This is a genomic window from Salinibacter grassmerensis, assembly GCF_947077765.1.
In the GTDB taxonomy this organism is placed as follows: domain Bacteria; phylum Bacteroidota; class Rhodothermia; order Rhodothermales; family Salinibacteraceae; genus Salinibacter; species Salinibacter grassmerensis.
The window spans coordinates 575,514-593,285 of the sequence record NZ_CAMTTF010000001.1; the positions used below are offsets into that span (position 1 = coordinate 575,514).

General features: G+C 64.9%; 18 protein-coding genes and 1 tRNA gene. 14 read left to right on the top strand and 5 right to left on the bottom strand.

What is annotated here, in order from left to right; all coding sequences use genetic code 11:
• Positions 1-295 precede the first annotated feature (295 nt).
• The 5 genes from OJB03_RS02085 to OJB03_RS02105 all read right to left on the bottom strand — a co-directional run bounded on the left by OJB03_RS02085 (position 296) and on the right by OJB03_RS02105 (position 5,318).
• Positions 296-1,027 carry a succinate dehydrogenase iron-sulfur subunit gene (locus OJB03_RS02085; RefSeq protein ID WP_263784782.1) on the bottom strand — a complete coding sequence of 244 codons (732 nt, stop codon included), beginning with the start codon at positions 1,025-1,027 and terminating at the stop codon, positions 296-298.
• A 90-nt stretch (positions 1,028-1,117) separates the two neighbouring features.
• A complete protein-coding gene (gene sdhA, locus OJB03_RS02090; protein WP_263784783.1) occupies positions 1,118-2,860 on the bottom strand; it encodes a succinate dehydrogenase flavoprotein subunit in 1,743 nt (580 codons plus the stop codon).
• A 158-nt stretch (positions 2,861-3,018) separates the two neighbouring features.
• Positions 3,019-3,471 carry a succinate dehydrogenase hydrophobic membrane anchor subunit gene (locus tag OJB03_RS02095; protein ID WP_263784784.1) on the bottom strand — a complete coding sequence of 151 codons (453 nt, stop codon included), beginning with the start codon at positions 3,469-3,471 and terminating at the stop codon, positions 3,019-3,021.
• A gap of 54 nt (positions 3,472-3,525) precedes the next feature.
• Positions 3,526-3,987 carry a succinate dehydrogenase, cytochrome b556 subunit gene (gene sdhC, locus OJB03_RS02100; RefSeq protein ID WP_263784785.1) on the bottom strand — a complete coding sequence of 154 codons (462 nt, stop codon included), beginning with the start codon at positions 3,985-3,987 and terminating at the stop codon, positions 3,526-3,528.
• A 164-nt stretch (positions 3,988-4,151) separates the two neighbouring features.
• A complete protein-coding gene (locus OJB03_RS02105) occupies positions 4,152-5,318 on the bottom strand; it encodes a citrate synthase (protein WP_263784786.1) in 1,167 nt (388 codons plus the stop codon).
• Positions 5,319-6,151: 833 nt separating this feature from the next.
• Between OJB03_RS02105 and OJB03_RS02110 the strand changes: the two genes are divergently transcribed.
• The 14 genes from OJB03_RS02110 (at position 6,152) to OJB03_RS02175 (ending at position 17,703) form a co-directional block, all read left to right on the top strand.
• Positions 6,152-7,945: an Rne/Rng family ribonuclease gene (locus OJB03_RS02110; RefSeq protein WP_263784787.1), complete on the top strand. Its 1,794-nt coding sequence runs from the start codon at positions 6,152-6,154 to the stop codon at positions 7,943-7,945.
• 82 nt (positions 7,946-8,027) lie between these two features.
• Positions 8,028-8,312 carry a hypothetical protein gene (locus OJB03_RS02115; RefSeq protein WP_263784788.1) on the top strand — a complete coding sequence of 95 codons (285 nt, stop codon included), beginning with the start codon at positions 8,028-8,030 and terminating at the stop codon, positions 8,310-8,312.
• 7 nt (positions 8,313-8,319) lie between these two features.
• The gene (locus OJB03_RS02120) at positions 8,320-9,177 is read left to right on the top strand and encodes an MBL fold metallo-hydrolase (RefSeq protein WP_263784790.1); all 858 of its coding nucleotides are present in this window, start codon (positions 8,320-8,322) and stop codon (positions 9,175-9,177) included.
• A gap of 63 nt (positions 9,178-9,240) precedes the next feature.
• The gene (gene aroQ, locus OJB03_RS02125) at positions 9,241-9,669 is read left to right on the top strand and encodes a type II 3-dehydroquinate dehydratase (protein ID WP_263784792.1); all 429 of its coding nucleotides are present in this window, start codon (positions 9,241-9,243) and stop codon (positions 9,667-9,669) included.
• Between the two features lie 170 nt (positions 9,670-9,839).
• Entirely contained in the window at positions 9,840-10,316 is a 477-nt protein-coding gene (locus tag OJB03_RS02130; RefSeq protein ID WP_272507111.1) for a metal-dependent hydrolase, read from the top strand.
• A 22-nt stretch (positions 10,317-10,338) separates the two neighbouring features.
• Positions 10,339-12,033 (top strand): murein biosynthesis integral membrane protein MurJ, encoded by a 1,695-nt coding sequence (gene murJ / locus OJB03_RS02135; protein WP_263784796.1) that lies wholly within the window; start codon positions 10,339-10,341, stop codon positions 12,031-12,033.
• 138 nt (positions 12,034-12,171) lie between these two features.
• Positions 12,172-12,738: a YqgE/AlgH family protein gene (locus tag OJB03_RS02140; protein WP_263784799.1), complete on the top strand. Its 567-nt coding sequence runs from the start codon at positions 12,172-12,174 to the stop codon at positions 12,736-12,738.
• A 148-nt stretch (positions 12,739-12,886) separates the two neighbouring features.
• Positions 12,887-13,606 (top strand): NuoI/complex I 23 kDa subunit family protein, encoded by a 720-nt coding sequence (locus OJB03_RS02145; protein WP_263784800.1) that lies wholly within the window; start codon positions 12,887-12,889, stop codon positions 13,604-13,606.
• Positions 13,607-13,727: 121 nt separating this feature from the next.
• Positions 13,728-14,279, top strand: a complete 552-nt coding sequence (locus tag OJB03_RS02150) for a DinB family protein (RefSeq protein WP_263784801.1) — start codon at positions 13,728-13,730, stop codon at positions 14,277-14,279.
• Between the two features lie 81 nt (positions 14,280-14,360).
• Positions 14,361-15,404, top strand: a complete 1,044-nt coding sequence (holA, locus tag OJB03_RS02155; protein WP_263784803.1) for a DNA polymerase III subunit delta — start codon at positions 14,361-14,363, stop codon at positions 15,402-15,404.
• A gap of 269 nt (positions 15,405-15,673) precedes the next feature.
• The gene (locus OJB03_RS02160) at positions 15,674-16,312 is read left to right on the top strand and encodes an anti-sigma factor (protein ID WP_263784805.1); all 639 of its coding nucleotides are present in this window, start codon (positions 15,674-15,676) and stop codon (positions 16,310-16,312) included.
• A 77-nt stretch (positions 16,313-16,389) separates the two neighbouring features.
• Positions 16,390-16,463 (top strand) — tRNA-Val (locus tag OJB03_RS02165).
• A gap of 194 nt (positions 16,464-16,657) precedes the next feature.
• The gene (locus OJB03_RS02170) at positions 16,658-17,218 is read left to right on the top strand and encodes a DUF3177 family protein (protein WP_263784807.1); all 561 of its coding nucleotides are present in this window, start codon (positions 16,658-16,660) and stop codon (positions 17,216-17,218) included.
• Between the two features lie 80 nt (positions 17,219-17,298).
• On the top strand, positions 17,299-17,703 hold the full coding sequence (locus OJB03_RS02175) for an arsenate-mycothiol transferase ArsC (protein ID WP_263784809.1): 405 nt from the start codon (positions 17,299-17,301) through the stop codon (positions 17,701-17,703).
• The last annotated feature ends 69 nt before the right edge of the window (positions 17,704-17,772 follow it).

Below are 17,772 nucleotides of genomic sequence, written 5' to 3' on the forward strand. Positions count from 1 at the left end.
GACAAGTGTGGAACTATGAAAAATCAGATACAAAAATCGTGCGAGAACCGTCTAAAGGTGCGGCCTGGCCCGCGACTTCTACAAAAAGAAAAGATCGACCGAAACGAGGCACTCCGTCCTCGGAGCCATTTCCGGGGACCCGAGCGTGCCCTCCGGTCGTCCCTGGGTGGGAGCGGCGGTGCAGAGAAGCAGGGACACGAAAAAAGCCCCCTGCTCGGGAGGGAGCAGGGGGCGTCGAAGGAGACAAGAAACCGGCACGGCCTTGAGAACGACCAGGCCACTCAGCCAAGAGCGATCACGCCTTCGTGGATGCCTGAGACGTGGCGGCGCGGCGCTTCAGGGCCGAGAGCCAGCGTGTAATGTCGATGTCCTTGGGGCAGGCCTCGTTGCAGTTGAAGATGGTGTAGCACTTCCAAAGGCCGTCAGGAGAGTCGACCACGTCGAGGCGCTCCTCCGCCCCGTCGTCGCGACTGTCGAAGGTGTAGCGGTATGCCTTCAACATCGCCGCGGGACCAAGATAGTCGGGGTCGGCCCAGGTGGAGGGGCAGGCGTGCGTACAGGCCCCGCACATGATGCACTTCGTGGCGTCCTCGATCATGGCGTGCTCCTCCGGGCTCTGCTCCCGCTCGCGTTCCGGGGCCGGTCCGTCGGTGATGAGCCAGGGCTTGACCTCCCGGTACTTTTCAAAGAAGCGGCTCTGGTCGATGATGAGGTCCTTGACCACCGGGGCGGAGGGAAGCGGGGCGTACGTGATCGTGTCGCCGTCCTCCTCCACCAAGTCCTGCACCAGCACCGAGCAGGCGAGCTTGTTCTCCCCATTGATCTGCATGGCGTCGGACCCGCAGATGCCGTGCGCGCAGCTCTTGCGCAGCGAGAGGGTGCCGTCGATGTGCCACTTTACGTGGAGCAGGAGCGACAGGGCACTGTCGAGCGGATCGGCCGGCACCTCGTACGCCTCCCAGTGCGGCTCGTCGTCCTCTTCGGGGTTGTATCGCTTAATTTCAAGATTGAGCTGCATCTCAGCCATAAGTCCAAAAAACGCTGTGCGTGTGTGGAGACATCTGCGGAGACAGGGTGCGGGGCCGGATCGGCCGGGCCCGCCTTTGAGTCAGGCGCCCTAGTAACTGCGCTCCTTCGGCTCAAACCGGGTGATGACGACGTCTTTGTCGTCGAACTCGTAGTTGCCGTTGCCGTCGCTATGGAAGAGCGTGTGCTTGAGCCAGTCTTCGTCGTTGCGCTCCTCGTAGTCCTCGCGGGAATGGGCCCCTCGGCTCTCCGTGCGGTGACGGGAGCCGGCGGCGATGGCCTCGGCGTAATCGACCATGAAGCCGACCTCCACCGCGTCCATCAGGTCGGTGTTGAACCGCTTGCTCTTGTCGTCCACGACGACGTTCTTCGCCCGCTTCCGAAGGCCCTGCAGGTCGTTGAGGGCCGTAGAGAGCGTATCGTCGTTGCGGAAGACGGACACGTTCTCCATCATCGTCTCCTGCAGTTCGCTCCGCACGTTGACGATGGGTTCGCCTTCGTCGCGGGTGTTAGAGAGCAGGTCGTCGAGCATGTTGCGCGTGTCCTCCTCTGGCTTATCGGGCAGCGGAGCGTAGTCCTTGCCCTGACGCACCTGCTTGGCCATCTCAATGCCGGTGCGCCGCCCCATCACCACAAGCTCCAAGAGGGCGTTGGTGCCGAGGCGGTTGGCGCCGTGGATGCTTACGCAGGCACACTCGCCCACTGCGTAGAGGCCCGGCACGTACTCGCCCCGCTCGCCTACCTCCACATGCCCGTCCTCGTTGGCCGGGATCCCGCCCATCGCGTAGTGGCAGGTGGGCACCACCGGAATGGGCTCCTCCTTCGGGTCTACGCCCATGTAAGTGCGCGAGAACTCCGTGACCTCCGGCAGCTTGTTGTCGAGGATTGCGTTGTCGAGGTGGGTAAGGTCGAGGTGCACGTAGTTCTCTCCCTGCACGCCCCGCCCTTCCCGGATCTCCTGATAGATGCACTGGCTCACAAGGTCGCGGGGCGCGAGGTCCTTCACCGTCGGGGCGTAGCGCTCCATGAAGCGCTCCCCTTCGCTGTTGCGCAGGATGCCGCCCTCTCCGCGCGCGCCCTCCGTAATGAGAATCCCAAGGCGGTAGAGACCGGTCGGATGGAACTGCACAAACTCCATGTCCTCCAGCGGGATGCCGTTGCGCAGCATGATCCCCATGCCGTCGCCTGTGCCGGCATGTGCGTTGGAGGTGGTCTCGAAGGCACGGCCGTAGCCGCCGGTCGCGAAGCACACCTGCTTGGCGTGGAAGGTGTGGATTTCGCCGGTGAGGATCTCGTATGCCACCACGCCGGCGCACTCTCCGTCCTCCGTCATGATGAGGTCCAGCACCTGGAACTCATCGTAGAACCGGACGCCCTGCTTCGTGCACTGGTCGTAGAGCGTGTGCAGGATCGTGTGGCCGGTGCGGTCGGCGGCGTGGCAGGAGCGCTTGACGGGCGCCTCGCCGAAGTTGCGGGTGTGGCCCCCGAACCGCCGTTGCGAGATCTTGCCCTTCTCGTTGCGGCTGAAGGGCACCCCGTAGTGCTCGAGCTCCACGATCGTGCGGGGGGCGTCCTTGCAGAGCGCCTCGATGGCGTCCTGGTCCCCCACGTAGTCGCTGCCCTTCACCGTGTCGAAGGCATGCCACAGCCAGTGGTCCTCCTCCTCGTTGCCGAGGGCCGCGGCGATGCCGCCCTGCGCCGCCCCGGTGTGGGAGCGGAGGGGGTGCAGCTTCGAGACAACCCCCACGTCGGCCCCGCCCTCGCGGGCATAGAGAGCCGCCATCAGGCCAGATCCGCCCGCTCCAACAACGACGACGTCGTGCTCAAAATTCATGGTTCGTGGTGTGTGATGCGTAATGCATGATGAATGACACGTAGGACGTAGGAAGAATCCCGCTACAGGCTGTCGCCCTTGCGTCTCACGATGGACGTGTCGTGTCTGGTGGGGCAAATCAGCCTCATTCCACCCCATTCTCGTCTCTTGGTGGCGCGTCACCACCCGGCGGTGAGCACCGAGTAGGTTCCAATGATGAGCAGCCCCAGGGCCACCGTCCATGACAGAGACTTGGCAATCAGTCGCCCCATGGGGTCACGGATGTAGTCGGTCATCACGTTGTTCAGGCCGTAGAAGCCGTGGTGGAGGGCCACAACCAGAAAGAGGATGTTGAACCCCTTCCACAGCACCGCGTAGACCGGATCGGCCAGCCGCTGCATCACCACCTGGTACGGAGTGGCCTCGGCGTCCGGGCCGAAGCGGGCCTCCACGCCCTCCTTCGCCTCCTCCGGGTAGTCCGGCATCTCATTCTTCTCCGTCACGACCTCGTGGGTCACCGAAGCGGCCTGGTGATCGTAGTGCTGCACCCAGAAGTGGGTGATCAGCATGAAGATGAGGAAGGTGCCGGTGATGCGGTGCAGGAACCAGTTTAGGGCGTTGGTCTGAGCCATGGCAAACGGGGGCCTGAGGGTGAGCCGGTGGGATGAGAAGGCGGGCCGGGGACGCTAGAGGAACAGCGTCGGCATCGATCCGGGCCCGAGGAGCCACTCGCCGAGTGCGTAAATCGACGGCCAGCCGCCCACGGCAATGATGACGGCCGTGACGGCCCCCAGCGTCCAGAACAGTTTCTTTTGCTTCGGGCTCCACCCCAGGAAGTCGATGAGCACAAGGCGAAGGCCATTCATCGCGTGGTAGGCCACCGCCACCAGGAGGGCAAACTCACCCACCTTGAAGATGGGGCTGTGGTACTTCGCAATGAGCGCGTTGAAGGTCTCCGGGTCCGTCAGCGCGGTCAGGCCCCAGATGTGGACGATGAGGTACACGACCAGTCCCACGCCGGTCAGGCGGTGCATCATCCAGGCAAACATGCCGGTCCGGATGCGATAGGACTGGAACCGACTTTCCTGCTCGGCGGTCGCGTCCGTCTCCTGGGTCGCCGAGGGGCGTTCTTTGGTGTCAACGGCCATGGGCCTGATGGGGATTGTGACGTGGCAAAACAGCCGGGGTGAACGGGTGCCCGTGGCGGGTCTCGTACGTCCCCCGCATGGAAGCACCCGTGGTAAGAGTCAGAATGGAGGGGGAGAGGCAGAGGTTTCGGAAACCGAAGATTTCCCCCGTCCCCGAACAGTCCCTACCGCTCCTCGATGGGCGCCACAGTCCGGTCGCGGGCCCCCACGTACTGGGCGCGTGGACGGATCAGGCGGTTGTCAGCCCACTGCTCCAGAAGGTGGGCGGTCCAGCCGGCCGTGCGGCTCAGCGCAAAGATGGTCGTGAAGAGGTCGGGATCGAGCCCGAGCTGGTAGTAGGTGGGGCCACTGAAGAAGTCGACGTTGGGGTCGATGCCCGTCTCCTCCTCCATCGTTTCGTGGATCTTCGTGGTGTACTCGTACCACTTCATGTCGCCGGCCTCTTCGCTGAGTTCCTTCACCATGGTGCGAAGAATGGCGGCGCGAGGGTCCATGGTGTTGTACACGCGGTGGCCAAAGCCCATGACGCGCTCGTCGGCCTCGAGGCGGTCTCGAACGTACGGCGCCGGGTCCGCGCCCTTCTCGTCGATGTCGAGGAGCATGCGCATGACCTCCTGGTTGGCCCCGCCGTGCAGCCGCCCCTTGAGGGCGCCGATCGACCCGGAAACCGCGGAATACATGTCCGAGAGGGTCGACCCGATGACGCGGCTGGTAAAGGTGGAGGCGTTCAGGCCGTGGTCGGCGTGTAGCACGAGGCACACGTCAAAGGTTTCTTCGGCGGCCGTACCGGGCTTCTCGCCGTTCAGCATGTAAAGGAAATTGTGCGCCATCGACCCGTGGTCGAGCGGGGCGACCGGCTCCTCTCCCTTCCGAAGGCGGTCGAACGCCGCGATGATCGTCGGAATCTGGGCGAGGATGCGGTCGGCCTTGCGGTGGTTGGCGGCCTCCCCCATCGTGTCGGCCTCCTCGTCGTAGAGGGCGAGGGCAGACACCGCTGTGCGGAGGACCGCCATGGGGTGGGCGTCCGCGGGCGTCTCGCGCAGGAGGTTCAGGATGGGCGCGGGGAGGGCCCGCTCGCTGCGCAGGTGAGACGAGAAGTCGTCGAGTTCGGTCTGGGTCGGAAGTTCGCCGTGGCGGAGCAAGTACACGACCTCCTCGAACGAGGCATGCTCGGCGAGGTCGTGGATGTCGTAGCCGCGATAGATGAGTTGGCCCTTGTCCCCATCAATTGAGGACAGCTCCGATTCGAGAGCGATGACGCCTTCGAGCCCCCGAGCCTTGATGGGAGCCTCGTCAGTTGTCAACTCCGTTACAGATTCTTGGTCAGCCATATCGAGTGTCGTATGTGTTGAGAGCCGAAGTGGAAGGGAGACAGCGTGGCCGTTACGGCCGGAGGGACGTGGACGCAGACGGGCAAGGGCGCTGGGAAGCAGGACGCAGGAGAGCGGGGCGGAAGTACCCCGCCTCGCGATCTCTCGTGGGGGCGCTTCTGCAAAAAGCCCCAAAGGTGCCGTCGGCGCAGGGTTCTTCCCACTGCAGAGCAACGTTTGGAGTTGTCCCATTATACAAACGACGGCGCGATGGCCCCACGAATTTTGATTTAAGGGAGGTCCTGGGGCTCCATCAGTTGCCTCATGCCCTCCTGGGGATCATTCGAGCCGGAAAGACAATACTCTTAGGTGACATTCGGCATTCACGGGAAGCGTTCCCGGGGGTGTCAAGGGATGCATCCATGCACGCGAGCAGTCGGAAACACACAACAGAAAACGGCATGGCTCGCGGGGCGAGCCGAGGTACGATGACGCGCGGGCCGGACGCTCTGCACAGCAGAGTCGCGGTCTACGCCCCGTCGCGGCCTCCGTTCGGCTCCGCCTGCTGGCCCGCATCCCATTCCATTTGGCTGTGTCCTGACGCCGGGAGACAGCCCCGTTCGAACCCATTGCTCACGAGTCAATCCGTGCCCGAGCACTCGGTGCCGGTTCAGGGTTTGTTGGGCGCCGCACGGCGGTGCCCCGCAGCCAGTCGTGGCATCACGCCTGGACGACCCTGGTGGCAGTTCCGCTTGGTCCCTTCGCCGTTGTTCCGTTTGTACTGATGTTGCGAAGTTCCCGTTGGGCCCACACCCGCCAGCCGGCACAGGGGCAGGCACACCCCGACCCCACATATGTCCAAAGAAATTGTCTTCAACGTCGGCAAGGAGCAGACGCGCATCGCCATCGTCGAAGATGGCAAGCCCGTCGAGCTCTACATTGAAAATGCCGAGCACAAGCGTACGATCGGCAACCTGTACCTGGGGCAGATCCGAAAGGTGATGCCCAGCATTCAGGCGGCCTTCGTCGACATCGGACAGGAACAGGACGCCTTCCTCCACTTCTCGGACCTGTCCGACAACCTGCCGTATCTGCTCGACTTCCTCGGGCTCGAAAAGCCGAAGGTGGAGGCGATCGACGTGCCTACGGGCAAAAAAGACTGGGACAAGCGCCCGTCCGACATCCTCAATCGCAGGCAGACGATCCTCGTCCAGGTCACCAAGGAGCCCATCTCGAACAAGGGCAGCCGCATCTCCACGGACATCTCGCTTGCGGGGCGCTTCCTGGTGCTAGTGCCCCTCCAGAACTACGTTGCCGTCTCGCGCAAGATTACCGACGACGAAGAGCGCCGCCGTCTTGAGTCCCTGGCCAGCAGCCTCGTCCCCGACGGCGTGGGAGTCATCGTGCGCACCGTTGCCCAGGACCGCGACGCCAAGTCGCTGGACAAGGACATGAAGCTGCTGATGGAACGGTGGCGCCGCGTGGAGAAGCGGCTCAAAGACAAGCCGAGCCCCCCGGAGCTTGTGCACGAAGACGTGGACATGGCCTCCTCCATTGTGCGGGACGAGTTCTCGGAGGAGTACGATCGCATCCTGGTGGACCACGAGGGACTGCACAGCAGCATCCAGAGCTACGTGCGGGCTGTGGGGCCGCAGTTGGTCGACCGTGTGGAGCTGTACAAAGGCAACCAGCCGGTCTTCGAGTCGGTGGGCATCCAGCACGGGGCCGATCGCGCGTTCAAGGACCGCGTGGAGCTGCCCTCCGGGGGCTACCTCTTTATCGAGAAGACCGAGGCGATGCATGTGGTCGACGTCAACTCGGGGCGCTCCGGGAAGGGCAAATCGCAGGCCGAAAACTCGCTCAACGTCAACCTGGAGGCCGCCCGCGTGATTGCGCGGCAGATTCGGCTCCGCGACCTGGGGGGCATTATCGTCGTCGACTTTATCGACCTGCGCGGCGAGAAGGACAAGAAAAAAGTCTACGACGAGGTCAAGAAGGGCTTCGAAGAAGACCGGGCGGTGACGAAGGTGCTGCCGATGAGCGACTTCGGCCTCGTCGAGATCACCCGCCAGCGGCTCCGCCCCAGTATCACGACGACCTTCTCGTCGGCCAACGGGACGCCGTCCGACGATGGCGGCGGTGACGGGGCCGACCCCAAAGAGCTTCGCCAGGCCGAGCGTAAAATTCAAAGCCTGGAGAAGGAGGTGAAGAAGCGCGAGCGTGAGGTGAAGCGCCTGAAGGAAGAGGACGATACGCCGGACGAAGAGGTGACGGCCCTGCGGCAGAAAATTCAGGCGCTCGAAGACAAGCTTGAAGCGGCCCGGGCCCAGCAGGTGGCGGAGAGCGCAGAGTCTCGTCCGTCCCCCGCGGAGGAATCCACCGCGTCGGCAGGGGACGACGCTGTCCCCGAGGACCTTGTCGAAGACATCGAGCAGTGGCTCGTGGCACACAGCGATGCCCACCGTGCCGTGACGCTCCAGGTGCATCCATTCGTCGCGGCGTTCCTGCGGCGCCCCGTGCCCACGTACACGACCCGCTGGTTCATGGACCACCTGGTGCGGGTCCACGTCGAGGAGGACGCAGAGGTCCCGCCGCACACCTTCCGGGCGACGGACAAGTCCGGCGACCCCCTGCCGGAATCGCCATAGCGGAGGCTGGCAATGGCGAAACAACTGGGGGGCGGCCTGGGATGAAGTGGCGTGCGTTTTTGTTGGAGTGTGACTGTGCGGTATGGACACTGCTACGATCATCGACGAGTTGGAAGGGGTTGCGGGCCGGCTGGGGATCGAGGTGCGGGCCGAGCCCGGCAACTTCCGCGGGGGGCGCTGTGTCGTGGAGGGGGAGGAAGTGATTATGCTCAACACGAACGACTTGCCCGAGACGCAACTGGTGGTGTTGGCCGAGGCCCTGCGGGACGCCCCGCTCGATACCATCTACTTAAAGCCGGCGGTGCGGCGGGCCCTCGAAGAGGCCTGGACGGAGGAGGTGTCGGCGGAGGCTCCACATGACGACTAGCCCCAGCGTGTCCACAGACGTTTCGCCGGCCGACCGCCACGCCCATACGCCTCCGGTCACTGCCACCCTGCTGGGGACAGGAACCTCCACCGGGGTGCCCGTCATCGGGTGCGATTGTGAGGTGTGCACCTCCACTGATCCCCGCGACACGCGCACCCGCTGCGCCTGCTACGTAGAGGTGGGCGACATGGGCCTCCTGATCGATACGGGCCCGGACTTCCGGGCGCAGGCGCTCCGCGAGGACATCGACCGCATCGACGCGGTCTGCTACACCCACCACCACTTCGATCACGTCGTGGGGCTCGACGACCTGCGTCCCTTCTTCCGGGACAACCGGCGGGTGATGCCGTGCTACGCCCACACCGACACCGCCGCGGTGCTTCGGGGCAATTACGACTACGTCTTCGGCGTGGACCCGTACCCCGGCGCCGCGAACGTGGAGTTGGAGGTCGTGGACGGCCCGTTCCGCGTGCCGAGCCGCGCCGCCGACGACACCGCGGTCCCCGTCGATCCCATCTTGTTGAAGCACGGCGACGTGCCGGTGCATGGCTATCGCCTGGGCCGCTTTGCGTACCTGACGGACGCGAGTGCCATCCCGGAGGCCAGCTACGGGCAGCTGCAGGGCATCGACACGCTCGTCCTGGACGGCCTTCGCCCCCGGCCGCACCCGACCCACTTCTCGTTCGACGAGGCCGTGGCCGCCGCCCGCCGCATCGGGGCGCGCCGGACGTACCTCGTCCATATGACCCACGACGTGCGCCACGCCGAGGCAGAGGCGGCCCTGCCCGACGACATCCACCTCGCCCACGACGGGCTGACCCTAGAGGTGCCGGCCTACGATTCTGCTGGGCAAGACGAACGGTGAATCTTTCCGCCCGGTCGGCAATTGATTGGGGAGAGTTTTATCCATCACGACCTGTTGCGCTCCGTGCCCCTCCTCGTCCTCAACGGCCCCAACCTGAACCTGCTCGGCACCCGCGAGCCGGAGACCTATGGCACCACGACGCTTGCCGACATTCAGTCCGATCTCACCGAGTCGTTTCCCGAGGTCACGCTCCGCTTCGCGCAGGAGAACAGCGAAGGCGCGCTCATTGACCATCTGCACGCCGCGCACGAGGACGAAGTTGACGGTGTGGTCTTCAATCCGGGCGGGTACACCCATACGTCCGTCGCCCTGCGCGACGCGGTCGCCGCGATCGAGCCACCGGTGGTGGAGGTGCACCTTTCGAACGTCCATGCCCGAGAGGACTTCCGGCGCACGTCACGGATCGCCCCGGCCTGCGTGGGGCAGATGAGCGGCTTTGGGGCGGACGGGTATCGGCTGGCGGTGGGGTACTTCGTGGGCCGTGAAGCGTGATGTATAGAGAGCGGTGCGCAGCGCGTACTCCAGATTGTGCGGACGGAGCCAGTTTTGGTAAGAGCTTTTGCCTGAGGGGGTGAAGAAGAGAGAGGGTGTCCACTTCCGCAGGGAGCGTTTTTCCAACCGCTTCGTTCGTCGTTAGACAGTTGCATTTCGTTCCTGACCAGATGGCGGGCTACAAGGGTCACATTGCGGGCGCGACGGTTTTCGGGGGCGGGTACCTGGCGGCCCTCGGGTACGCGTTTTCCGTCGACGCGGCCTACCGACAATTTACAGCGCTGGAGCAGGTGGGATACCCCCTTGCGCTCCTGGCGCTGGCGCTCCTGTTTGGCCTCTGGCCCGACGTGGACACCGACTCAAAAGGACAGGAGATCTTCTACTCGATCTTCTTCGCCGTGGACCTGTTCCTGGTGGTCACGGAGCAGTTTCGAGCGGCGGCCTACCTGGGGCTCGTGGCGGTGCTGCTGGTGCTTAGCACCCATCGGGGGTGGACGCACACCTGGTGGGCGATGGTGCTGGTGCCGTCGCCGTTGCTCATCCTGCCGTACCTGCACGTGCCGGGGCGCCCCCTCGTGGGGCTGCCGTTCTACGGGGCGGCGGTGGTGGGGTATCTGAGCCACCTCGTCGTGGATCGGCTGTGGTAGAACAAACACACGAAGGCACGGGATGAGTGACGAGTCGGAGACAGCGTCGGCGGTGGAGGAGGCGCCGGAGTCGGGCGAGGAAAGTGCGGCTGGGTCCGTGGCCGGCGGCATTTTCCTGAGCCGGATTCTCGGGCTGCTGCGGGAGCGGACGGTGGCCTATTTCTTTGGGGTCGGGGCCCACGCGGATGTCCTCCAAGTGGCCTTCAAGTCGCCCAACCTGCTGCAGAACCTGCTGGGGGAGGGCACGATCTCGGCGGCCTTCATCCCCATCTACAGCCGCCTCATCGACGAGGAGCGGCCGGAAGCGGCAGGGCGCTTTGCCGGGGCCATCTTTGGATTGCTCCTGGCCGCGGCGGCGGGCGTAGCGCTGCTCGGCGTGGTGTTCGCGGAGCCGATCGTAACGGTGTTGGCGCCGGGCTTTCTGGACGACGCGGCGCAGGTGGCCGCGGGCACGCTGTCGCTCAACCGGTTCGACCTCGCGGTGCGGGCGGTGCGCATTATCTTTCCGATGGCCGGGGTGCTCGTGCTCTCGGCGTGGGCATTAGGAGTGCTTAACAGCCACCGGCAGTTCTTCGTCCCGTACGTGGCCCCGGCGCTGTGGAATGTGGCCATCATCGCCACCCTCTTCGGCGGCGGGTACATGCTGGCGGGCATGCCCGGCGTGCCGGGCGCCCTGTCGAGCGATGCCCTCACGCGCCTGCTGCTCGTTGCCTGTGTGGGCGCCTTCGGGGGTGGGCTTCTTCAGTTCGGGGTGCAGCTGCCGTTCGTGGTGCGACAGATGAAGGGCTTCTCGTTCTCGCTGTCGATCCGCGTGGAGGGGGTGCGCGAGGCGTTGAGCGCGTTTGGGCCGGTGGTGGCCAGCCGCGGGGTGGCGCAGCTCTCGGCGTACCTCGATCTCTTCCTGGCGTCGTGGCTGGCGGTGGGGGCCCTCAGTGCGCTCCGCTACGCCCAGCTGCTGTATATGCTGCCGATTAGCCTCTTCGGGATGTCGGTGGCCGCCTCGGAGCTGCCGGAGCTCTCGCGCCTAACGCAGGAAAAGGCGGCGGCCTTCTCGGCGCGCCTGCGTCGCTCACTGCGGCAGATTGCGTTCCTCACGGTGCCCACGGTGGTGGGCTACCTTGTGTTCGGCGTGCTGCTGGTGGGGGCGCTCTTCCGGACCGGGCAGTTTCAGGCCGGGAGCACATGGCTCGTCGCGATCGTGCTCGGCGGATACAGCCTCGGCATCCTGGCGACCACGCTGTCGCGCCTCCTCCAAAACGCGTTCTACGCGATTGGCGACACCACGACGCCGGCCTGGATCGCCGTCCTGCGCGTCACGGTCTCCACGATCGTGGCGGTGCCGGCCATGTTTTGGCTCGACACGATTCCGCTCGCGGCCGTCGTCGGGCCGCTCCCAGGCGACGAGCTGTTCCTGGGGGCGCTCGGGCTCAGCCTAGGGGCAACAGTCGGGGCATGGGTCGAGGTGGCGGCGCTGCGGCATTGGCTCCAGGGACCGCTCCCCGACGCCCGCATTCCGTGGGGAAACGCCGGGCGCATGCTGGGCCTCGCGCTCGTGTCGCTTGGGCCGGGGGCGGCTGTGTGGGGGCTTCTCCCGAACTGGCATGTGCTCGTTGTGGCGCCGATCGTCGTGGCGGCGTACGCGGCCGTCTACCTCGGGGCGGCCTGGGGCCTCGGCGTCGGTGCAATCGAGGCCTGGACGCGGCGGTTCTTCGGGTAACGTCGAGGGGAGCGGGACAGAAGGGCAAAGATGGCCGCAGATTTGCGGGGTGTGAACCACGCGCCTGGGGCATCAGTAGCACCCTGCTCAGTAGCGCGTAGCGCGATGTTTTCGGCCAACTTGTCTTCTTTTCGTTCGATGCCTGATTCCGACGAGGTCGACCTCGGCCCCGGTACGTTGCTCATCTCGGCCCCGATGATGCAGGATCCGAACTTCCGCCGGTCCGTGGTGCTTCTCTGTGAGCACAACGATCGGGAGGGCACCTTCGGGCTCATCCTGAACCGCGAGCTCGATGTCCAGCTCGGCGACGTGCTCGACGAGTACGTCACCTACGACCCGCCGCTGTACATGGGGGGGCCCGTTCAGCGCGAAACGCTGCACTACCTGCACACACGGGAGGACATTCCGGGCGGCGTGGCGCTGCCCGGCGACATGACGTGGGGCGGCGACTTCGAGGCCGTTCAGCAGCTTGCCAAGGGCGGGGACGCCGCGCCCGAGAACCTGCGGTTTTTCCTCGGCTACGCGGGGTGGGGGCCCGGCCAGCTCGAGGGAGAGCTTGGCGAGGAGGCCTGGATTCCGGCGCCCGGCGCCGCCGAGTTCGTCTTTGACACCAATCCCGATCAGCTCTGGCGCACCATTCTGCGGCAGATGGGTGGCGAGTACGCCGTTCTCGCCAACTTTCCCGACGACCCCCGCATGAACTGAGGCGCGGACTGAAGGAATGAATCGGCTCTTGACGGGCCGGAGATTACGGGGTGGAATCCTTCGTGCCGCAGCACGCATACGTTATAGCAGCATGGCTGGACTGTCCACCTTGCTCTGACGCAGCACTCCCTCACGACGCAACACGCCCATGCCTGGTACCCCTGAGAACACGAAGAAAGAGAACGAGCGGGACCTCAATTTCTGGGAGAGCCTCTACCTTCCGGAGCTGTTCAAGGGGCTCGGCTACTCGTTCGACCGGATGGCCAACGAACCGACCTACACGTTCGAGTACCCGGAGGAGCAGTGGTACCCGCCGGACAGCTACCGCGGGCGGCCGGTGCTCGTGGAGGAGGACGATCGGCCGCGGTGCGTCTCCTGCAACCTGTGTGCCCGGGCCTGCCCGCCGCTCGCCATCTCCATGCAGTCGAAGGAGGTGAACAACGTGAAGGAGCGGGAGCCGGAGTGGTTTGAAATCAACATGCTCCGCTGCATCTACTGTGGCTTCTGCGAGGAGGTGTGCCCGGAGGAGGCGATCGTCATGTCGAAGGAGCACGACCTCACGTTCCAGAGCCGTGACGAGGCCGTCTTTGACCTCGAAGACCTGCTGCGGCCGAGCGAGCAGATGCAGGACCGCCTCGAGTACCTGGATCAGTACAAGAACAAGCAGTTTGGGCAGCAGTGGGACTTTAAGAAGGAGAACAACCTCCACAGCGTGAAGGACCAGCACTTCCTGGACTGGCTGGCCGAGGAGGGCATGGACGACCTGGATACCACTCACCAGCGTGAGGACCGTATGGCTACGGAGGGCGATCAAGGCTGGGGCGCCGACCGGCAGGGCCCGCCGGAGACCAAGCACGCCGCGGAGTAGGCGCGGGCCGGCTGGACAGGCGGCAACTGTGAAGCCGGAACGGTCGTCACGGTCGGGGTGGAACAGATGCCCTCCCCTCACCACTCCTTCCCCTTTCCACACGGAGATCCCCCACACGCAGATGGAAGAGACCATTAACATTGCTGAGGCACGGGCCGAGGATCCTGAGGCCCTGCGAGAGGCCCTGGTGGACCAGTTTCGGTACCTCGTCGACGAGATTACGGCACTCCGGACGGTGGCGGGGGGGCTGCCCGATGAGATTCTCGGCGGGCGCCCTGAGCCCGACGCCCTTACGATGAAGGAGCTGTACGGCGCCATCGCTACGCTCGACGCAGAGGTGCGTCGGACGCGGGTCGACCGGATTGTTGATGAGGAGGAGCCGGTCCTGGCGCCAGTTGACATTGACGCGGAGGTGTACGACGCGGACTGGAATGAACGTGCCATCGACGACATTCTGCAGGAGGTAAAGGCGGCCCGGCGCGCCCTCACCGAACGGCTGGACGAGTTGCCCCTCGACGCCTGGCACCGCGCCGCCACGCTGGGGGATGAGACGCTCACCCTCTTCGGGCTGGTCCACCGCATGACGAAGGACGACTTCCAGCGGCTTCGTGACCTGGGCTACCGTCTGCACGGGGCTCATCTCTCCGAGGACGACGAGCCCCTGCCGACCTAGCAAGCGCGACCCTCGAACGGGGCGCGCCGAGGGGAGGCGCACGAGCGTTTTCATTCGTAATCCGGCAGTCGACCCTCGCCAATGGCAAAAGACACGGGCCCGTCCTACGATGATCTGGCCACGGCCTTTCGGCACCAAAACTTCGACCCCCTCTACTTCTTCTTCGGAGAGGAGACGTTCCTGATCGACGAGCTGCAGGAACTGCTCATCAGCGAGGCGCTCGCGCCGAGCCAGCACGACTTCAACCTCGACGTGGTGTACGGGTCGGAGACCGAGGCCTCGGAGGTCATCGGGCTGTGCCAGGGCTTCCCGGCGGGCGCCCCCAAGCGGGTTGTCGTTGTGCGCGAGTTCGAGAAGCTCGAGAACAACCGGCAATTTAAGAGTTACGCCACACAGCCCAATCCGCAGGCCATCGTCCTGCTCGCCTGCACCAGCAAACCGAACCTGAGCGCCCATCCGTACCGCGCGTTGAAGGAGCACGCCGAATGGTCCCAGTTTGAGTCGCCGTACGACAACGAGATGCCGGGCTGGATTCAAGACTACGTGCAGGGACAGGGGTACGAGATTAAACCCAAGGCCGTACAGATGCTCGCCGACTACGTGGGCACCGACCTGCAACGGGCGGCCAGCGAGATCGAGAAGCTCATCACGTTTGCCGGTGACACCACGCAGCTCACGGCCGACGATGTGCTCGCCGCCAGCGGCCAGACGCGCGAGTTCAACGTCTTCGAGCTACAGAGTGCTCTCGGGGAAGGGCGTCCCGCCGATGCGCAGCGCATCGTGGACCGCATTCTGCAGCAGGCGTCCAACCCGCGCAGTGAGTCCATCATGATGGTGGCCGTGCTCAACGGCTATTTCGACAAGCTCTGGAAGTTGCAGAAGCCCGGGGCCCTGCGCGAGAACAAGTATGACCTTGCCGGTTACATCGGGGTGAGCCCCTATTTCGTAGAGGAGTACAAGCACGCTGCCCAGCGCTACGACCGTTCGGCGATTGCCGACGCCTATTCAGCTCTCGTAGCGGCGGACTACGAGCTCAAAGGCGGGGCGTCCCGCGAGGCTTCGCTCGTGATGACGCTCCTGTTGCGGCGGTTGCTTCCGCCAGATTCTCGTCCGGTGGCGGCGTAGGGGGGCAAGAGGCCCGATCGCCGCCCCGTCGTCTCCAGGGTGCCACTCGGATCCGTCTACGCCGGTCAGGACCGGAATTCACGGAAACAAGGAGTGCGCAACTCGAATATGTACCGACGACGGCTCGCGCTACGAACTCATGGCGCGTGCCCGCATCGCACAGGGGGATTACCTCGCCCGCCCCGAATTGCAGGACGGGGAGGTAATTCAGTGAAGAACCTTACACTGACGCACCCAACGCAAACGTACATCCGGCCGATCAGTGCCTTATGCAGTTCCCCGAGCGACCCTTTAACGGAGAGGCGTCCGGCAATGGGGCCTCTTCCTACGAGTGGCTCGACGAGTGGCTCTGCGAGTACGTGGATGGAACGATGGATCCCTCGGTCGAGGCCGTGTTTGAGCAGTATGTGGAGGCCAACCCTGAGTTGAAAGCCCATATAGAACGCCTCCGCCAGACGCGTGAGCTGCTCTGCGGGAGCGAGGACGCAGGGGTAGCGCCGCAGACCTCCACAATGGAGGACGCTACACGAGAGGTCGAAGGGGATCTTCGCCGAGACTCCGCCCCACAACTGTTCTCGGCGGAGGAGGCCAGCCGGCCCGTCGTGGCCCTGGGGCTTGCGTCGTCCATCGCTGTTGCTCTCGTCGTGGGGTTTCTCGCCGGATCAATGCTCGTGGAGCCGTCCACACTTTCGTCTGGGCCGGCCACCGCGGTTGAGCGACAGGCCGTGCCATCGGAGGTGCGAGAAGAAGCATCGCCGCGACGAAGTGGAGTGGGCCGGAGCCGCACGTCGCGCCCCTCGTCGCTCTCGTCGGGCGACCGTCTCTTCACGCTTCCGATGGACGCCCTGGCACCGAGTGCCGACACGGGCCGCGCGGTGCCAACATTCATGACGGTTGGGGAGCGCTGAGGTCGATGCGGAGGACTTTGCCCCATCTTGGTTGAACACGGCTCAACCATCTCCGTTTGGGTACCTCGATTCTACACGGGCTCTTAGCTCAGCGGTTTAGAGCGCTCGCCTCACACGCGAGAGGTCCCTGGTTCAAATCCAGGAGGGCCCACTGTTTTCTCCCAAGCCTCCGGACATCCGGAGGCTTGTTGTATTTCTGATGTCCCTCGGCCCGCAGAGCCCGGGATGTGTGAAAGACGAATGGCGCGCGTGACGTCTCGTCGCCCTACCTGGCGGTCGGGATCCACGCTGTCATGAATACAGCGCACCATTCGTGGCCAACCGTTTGATGCAGTACGCTGCGCCGTGCTTCCCCTCCTCATCCGTCTTGACTTTGTTCTCGCCACGGCGCTTCTGGTCGTCGCGCCGCTGGGGCTCCTGCTTGCGTCGGTGCGGCAGCCCGCGGTGCGGGGACGTCTTCTGGCCTACTGGCGGGCCTCGTCGCTGCTGATGGTGACGGTGTACTTGATGGTAGACGGTCGCCCAGGGGCCTTCGTGGCGGGCAACACAGCCCTCGTTGCGATCCCGCTCGCGCTCCACGCCGGTGACGTTCTTTCCGTGCCCGGGCCGATGTCTCTGGGGGAGGGAGCCGCAGCGACTTGGTTTCGGCGGTGGCGAGCGGGGGCCACGGCTTTCTGTGGCGCGAGTCTGCTACTCACGGTGCCCGCGCTCCGGTGCGGCTGGGATGCTGCTGAGAACCCTGTCTGTGCGGCCTGGCTGGAGCCCCCGCGGAAGCTTCATCGTGCCCTCCATCCGTCGGTAGACCCGGCAACCCTCGGGGATGCTGCCACGATTGGACTCCTGGTCTACGGGGGATACCTCGCGGCGTCCGTGGTCCGCGTCGGGTGGGCGATCCGGGGGGCGTAAGGTGCCACACGTCAGCCGCTCGCTTGTCCGCTCAACGCCGAGTCAGATCCCTGACGACCTGCTACGAGCATACAACTTCTATGAGCGTACAACTTCTCTTCGTCTGCACCGGCAATACATGCCGAAGCCCCCTGGCCGAAGCCCTTTCGGAGGCCCGAGGTGTGTCGGCCGGGAGTGCAGGGGTATCTGCGGCTGCGGGCGACGGGGCGGCGCCCAATGCGGATCGGGCCCTGCGTGAGGCACGGGGCCTGTCACTTCGTTCCCACACGCCCCGCGATGTGTCCGAGGCGGATCTGGTGGCGGCCGAGCGGGTCGTGGCCATGAGTCCAGCGGTGGCGCGCCGGCTCTGCGACGATCACGACCTGGCCTCGGATGCGGTGGTTACCTGGGCCATCCCTGATCCCTACGGTGGATCCCTTGCCGATTACCGATGGTGCCTCGAAGAGATCAGCGCAGCTCTGGACAGTCTTCTCGCGTCGGGGTAGTGTCCCGCTCCCGGCGATTCCATCCACGGGACGCGGTTCACGAAGCAGGACGGTCCTCACTGTCCGAGT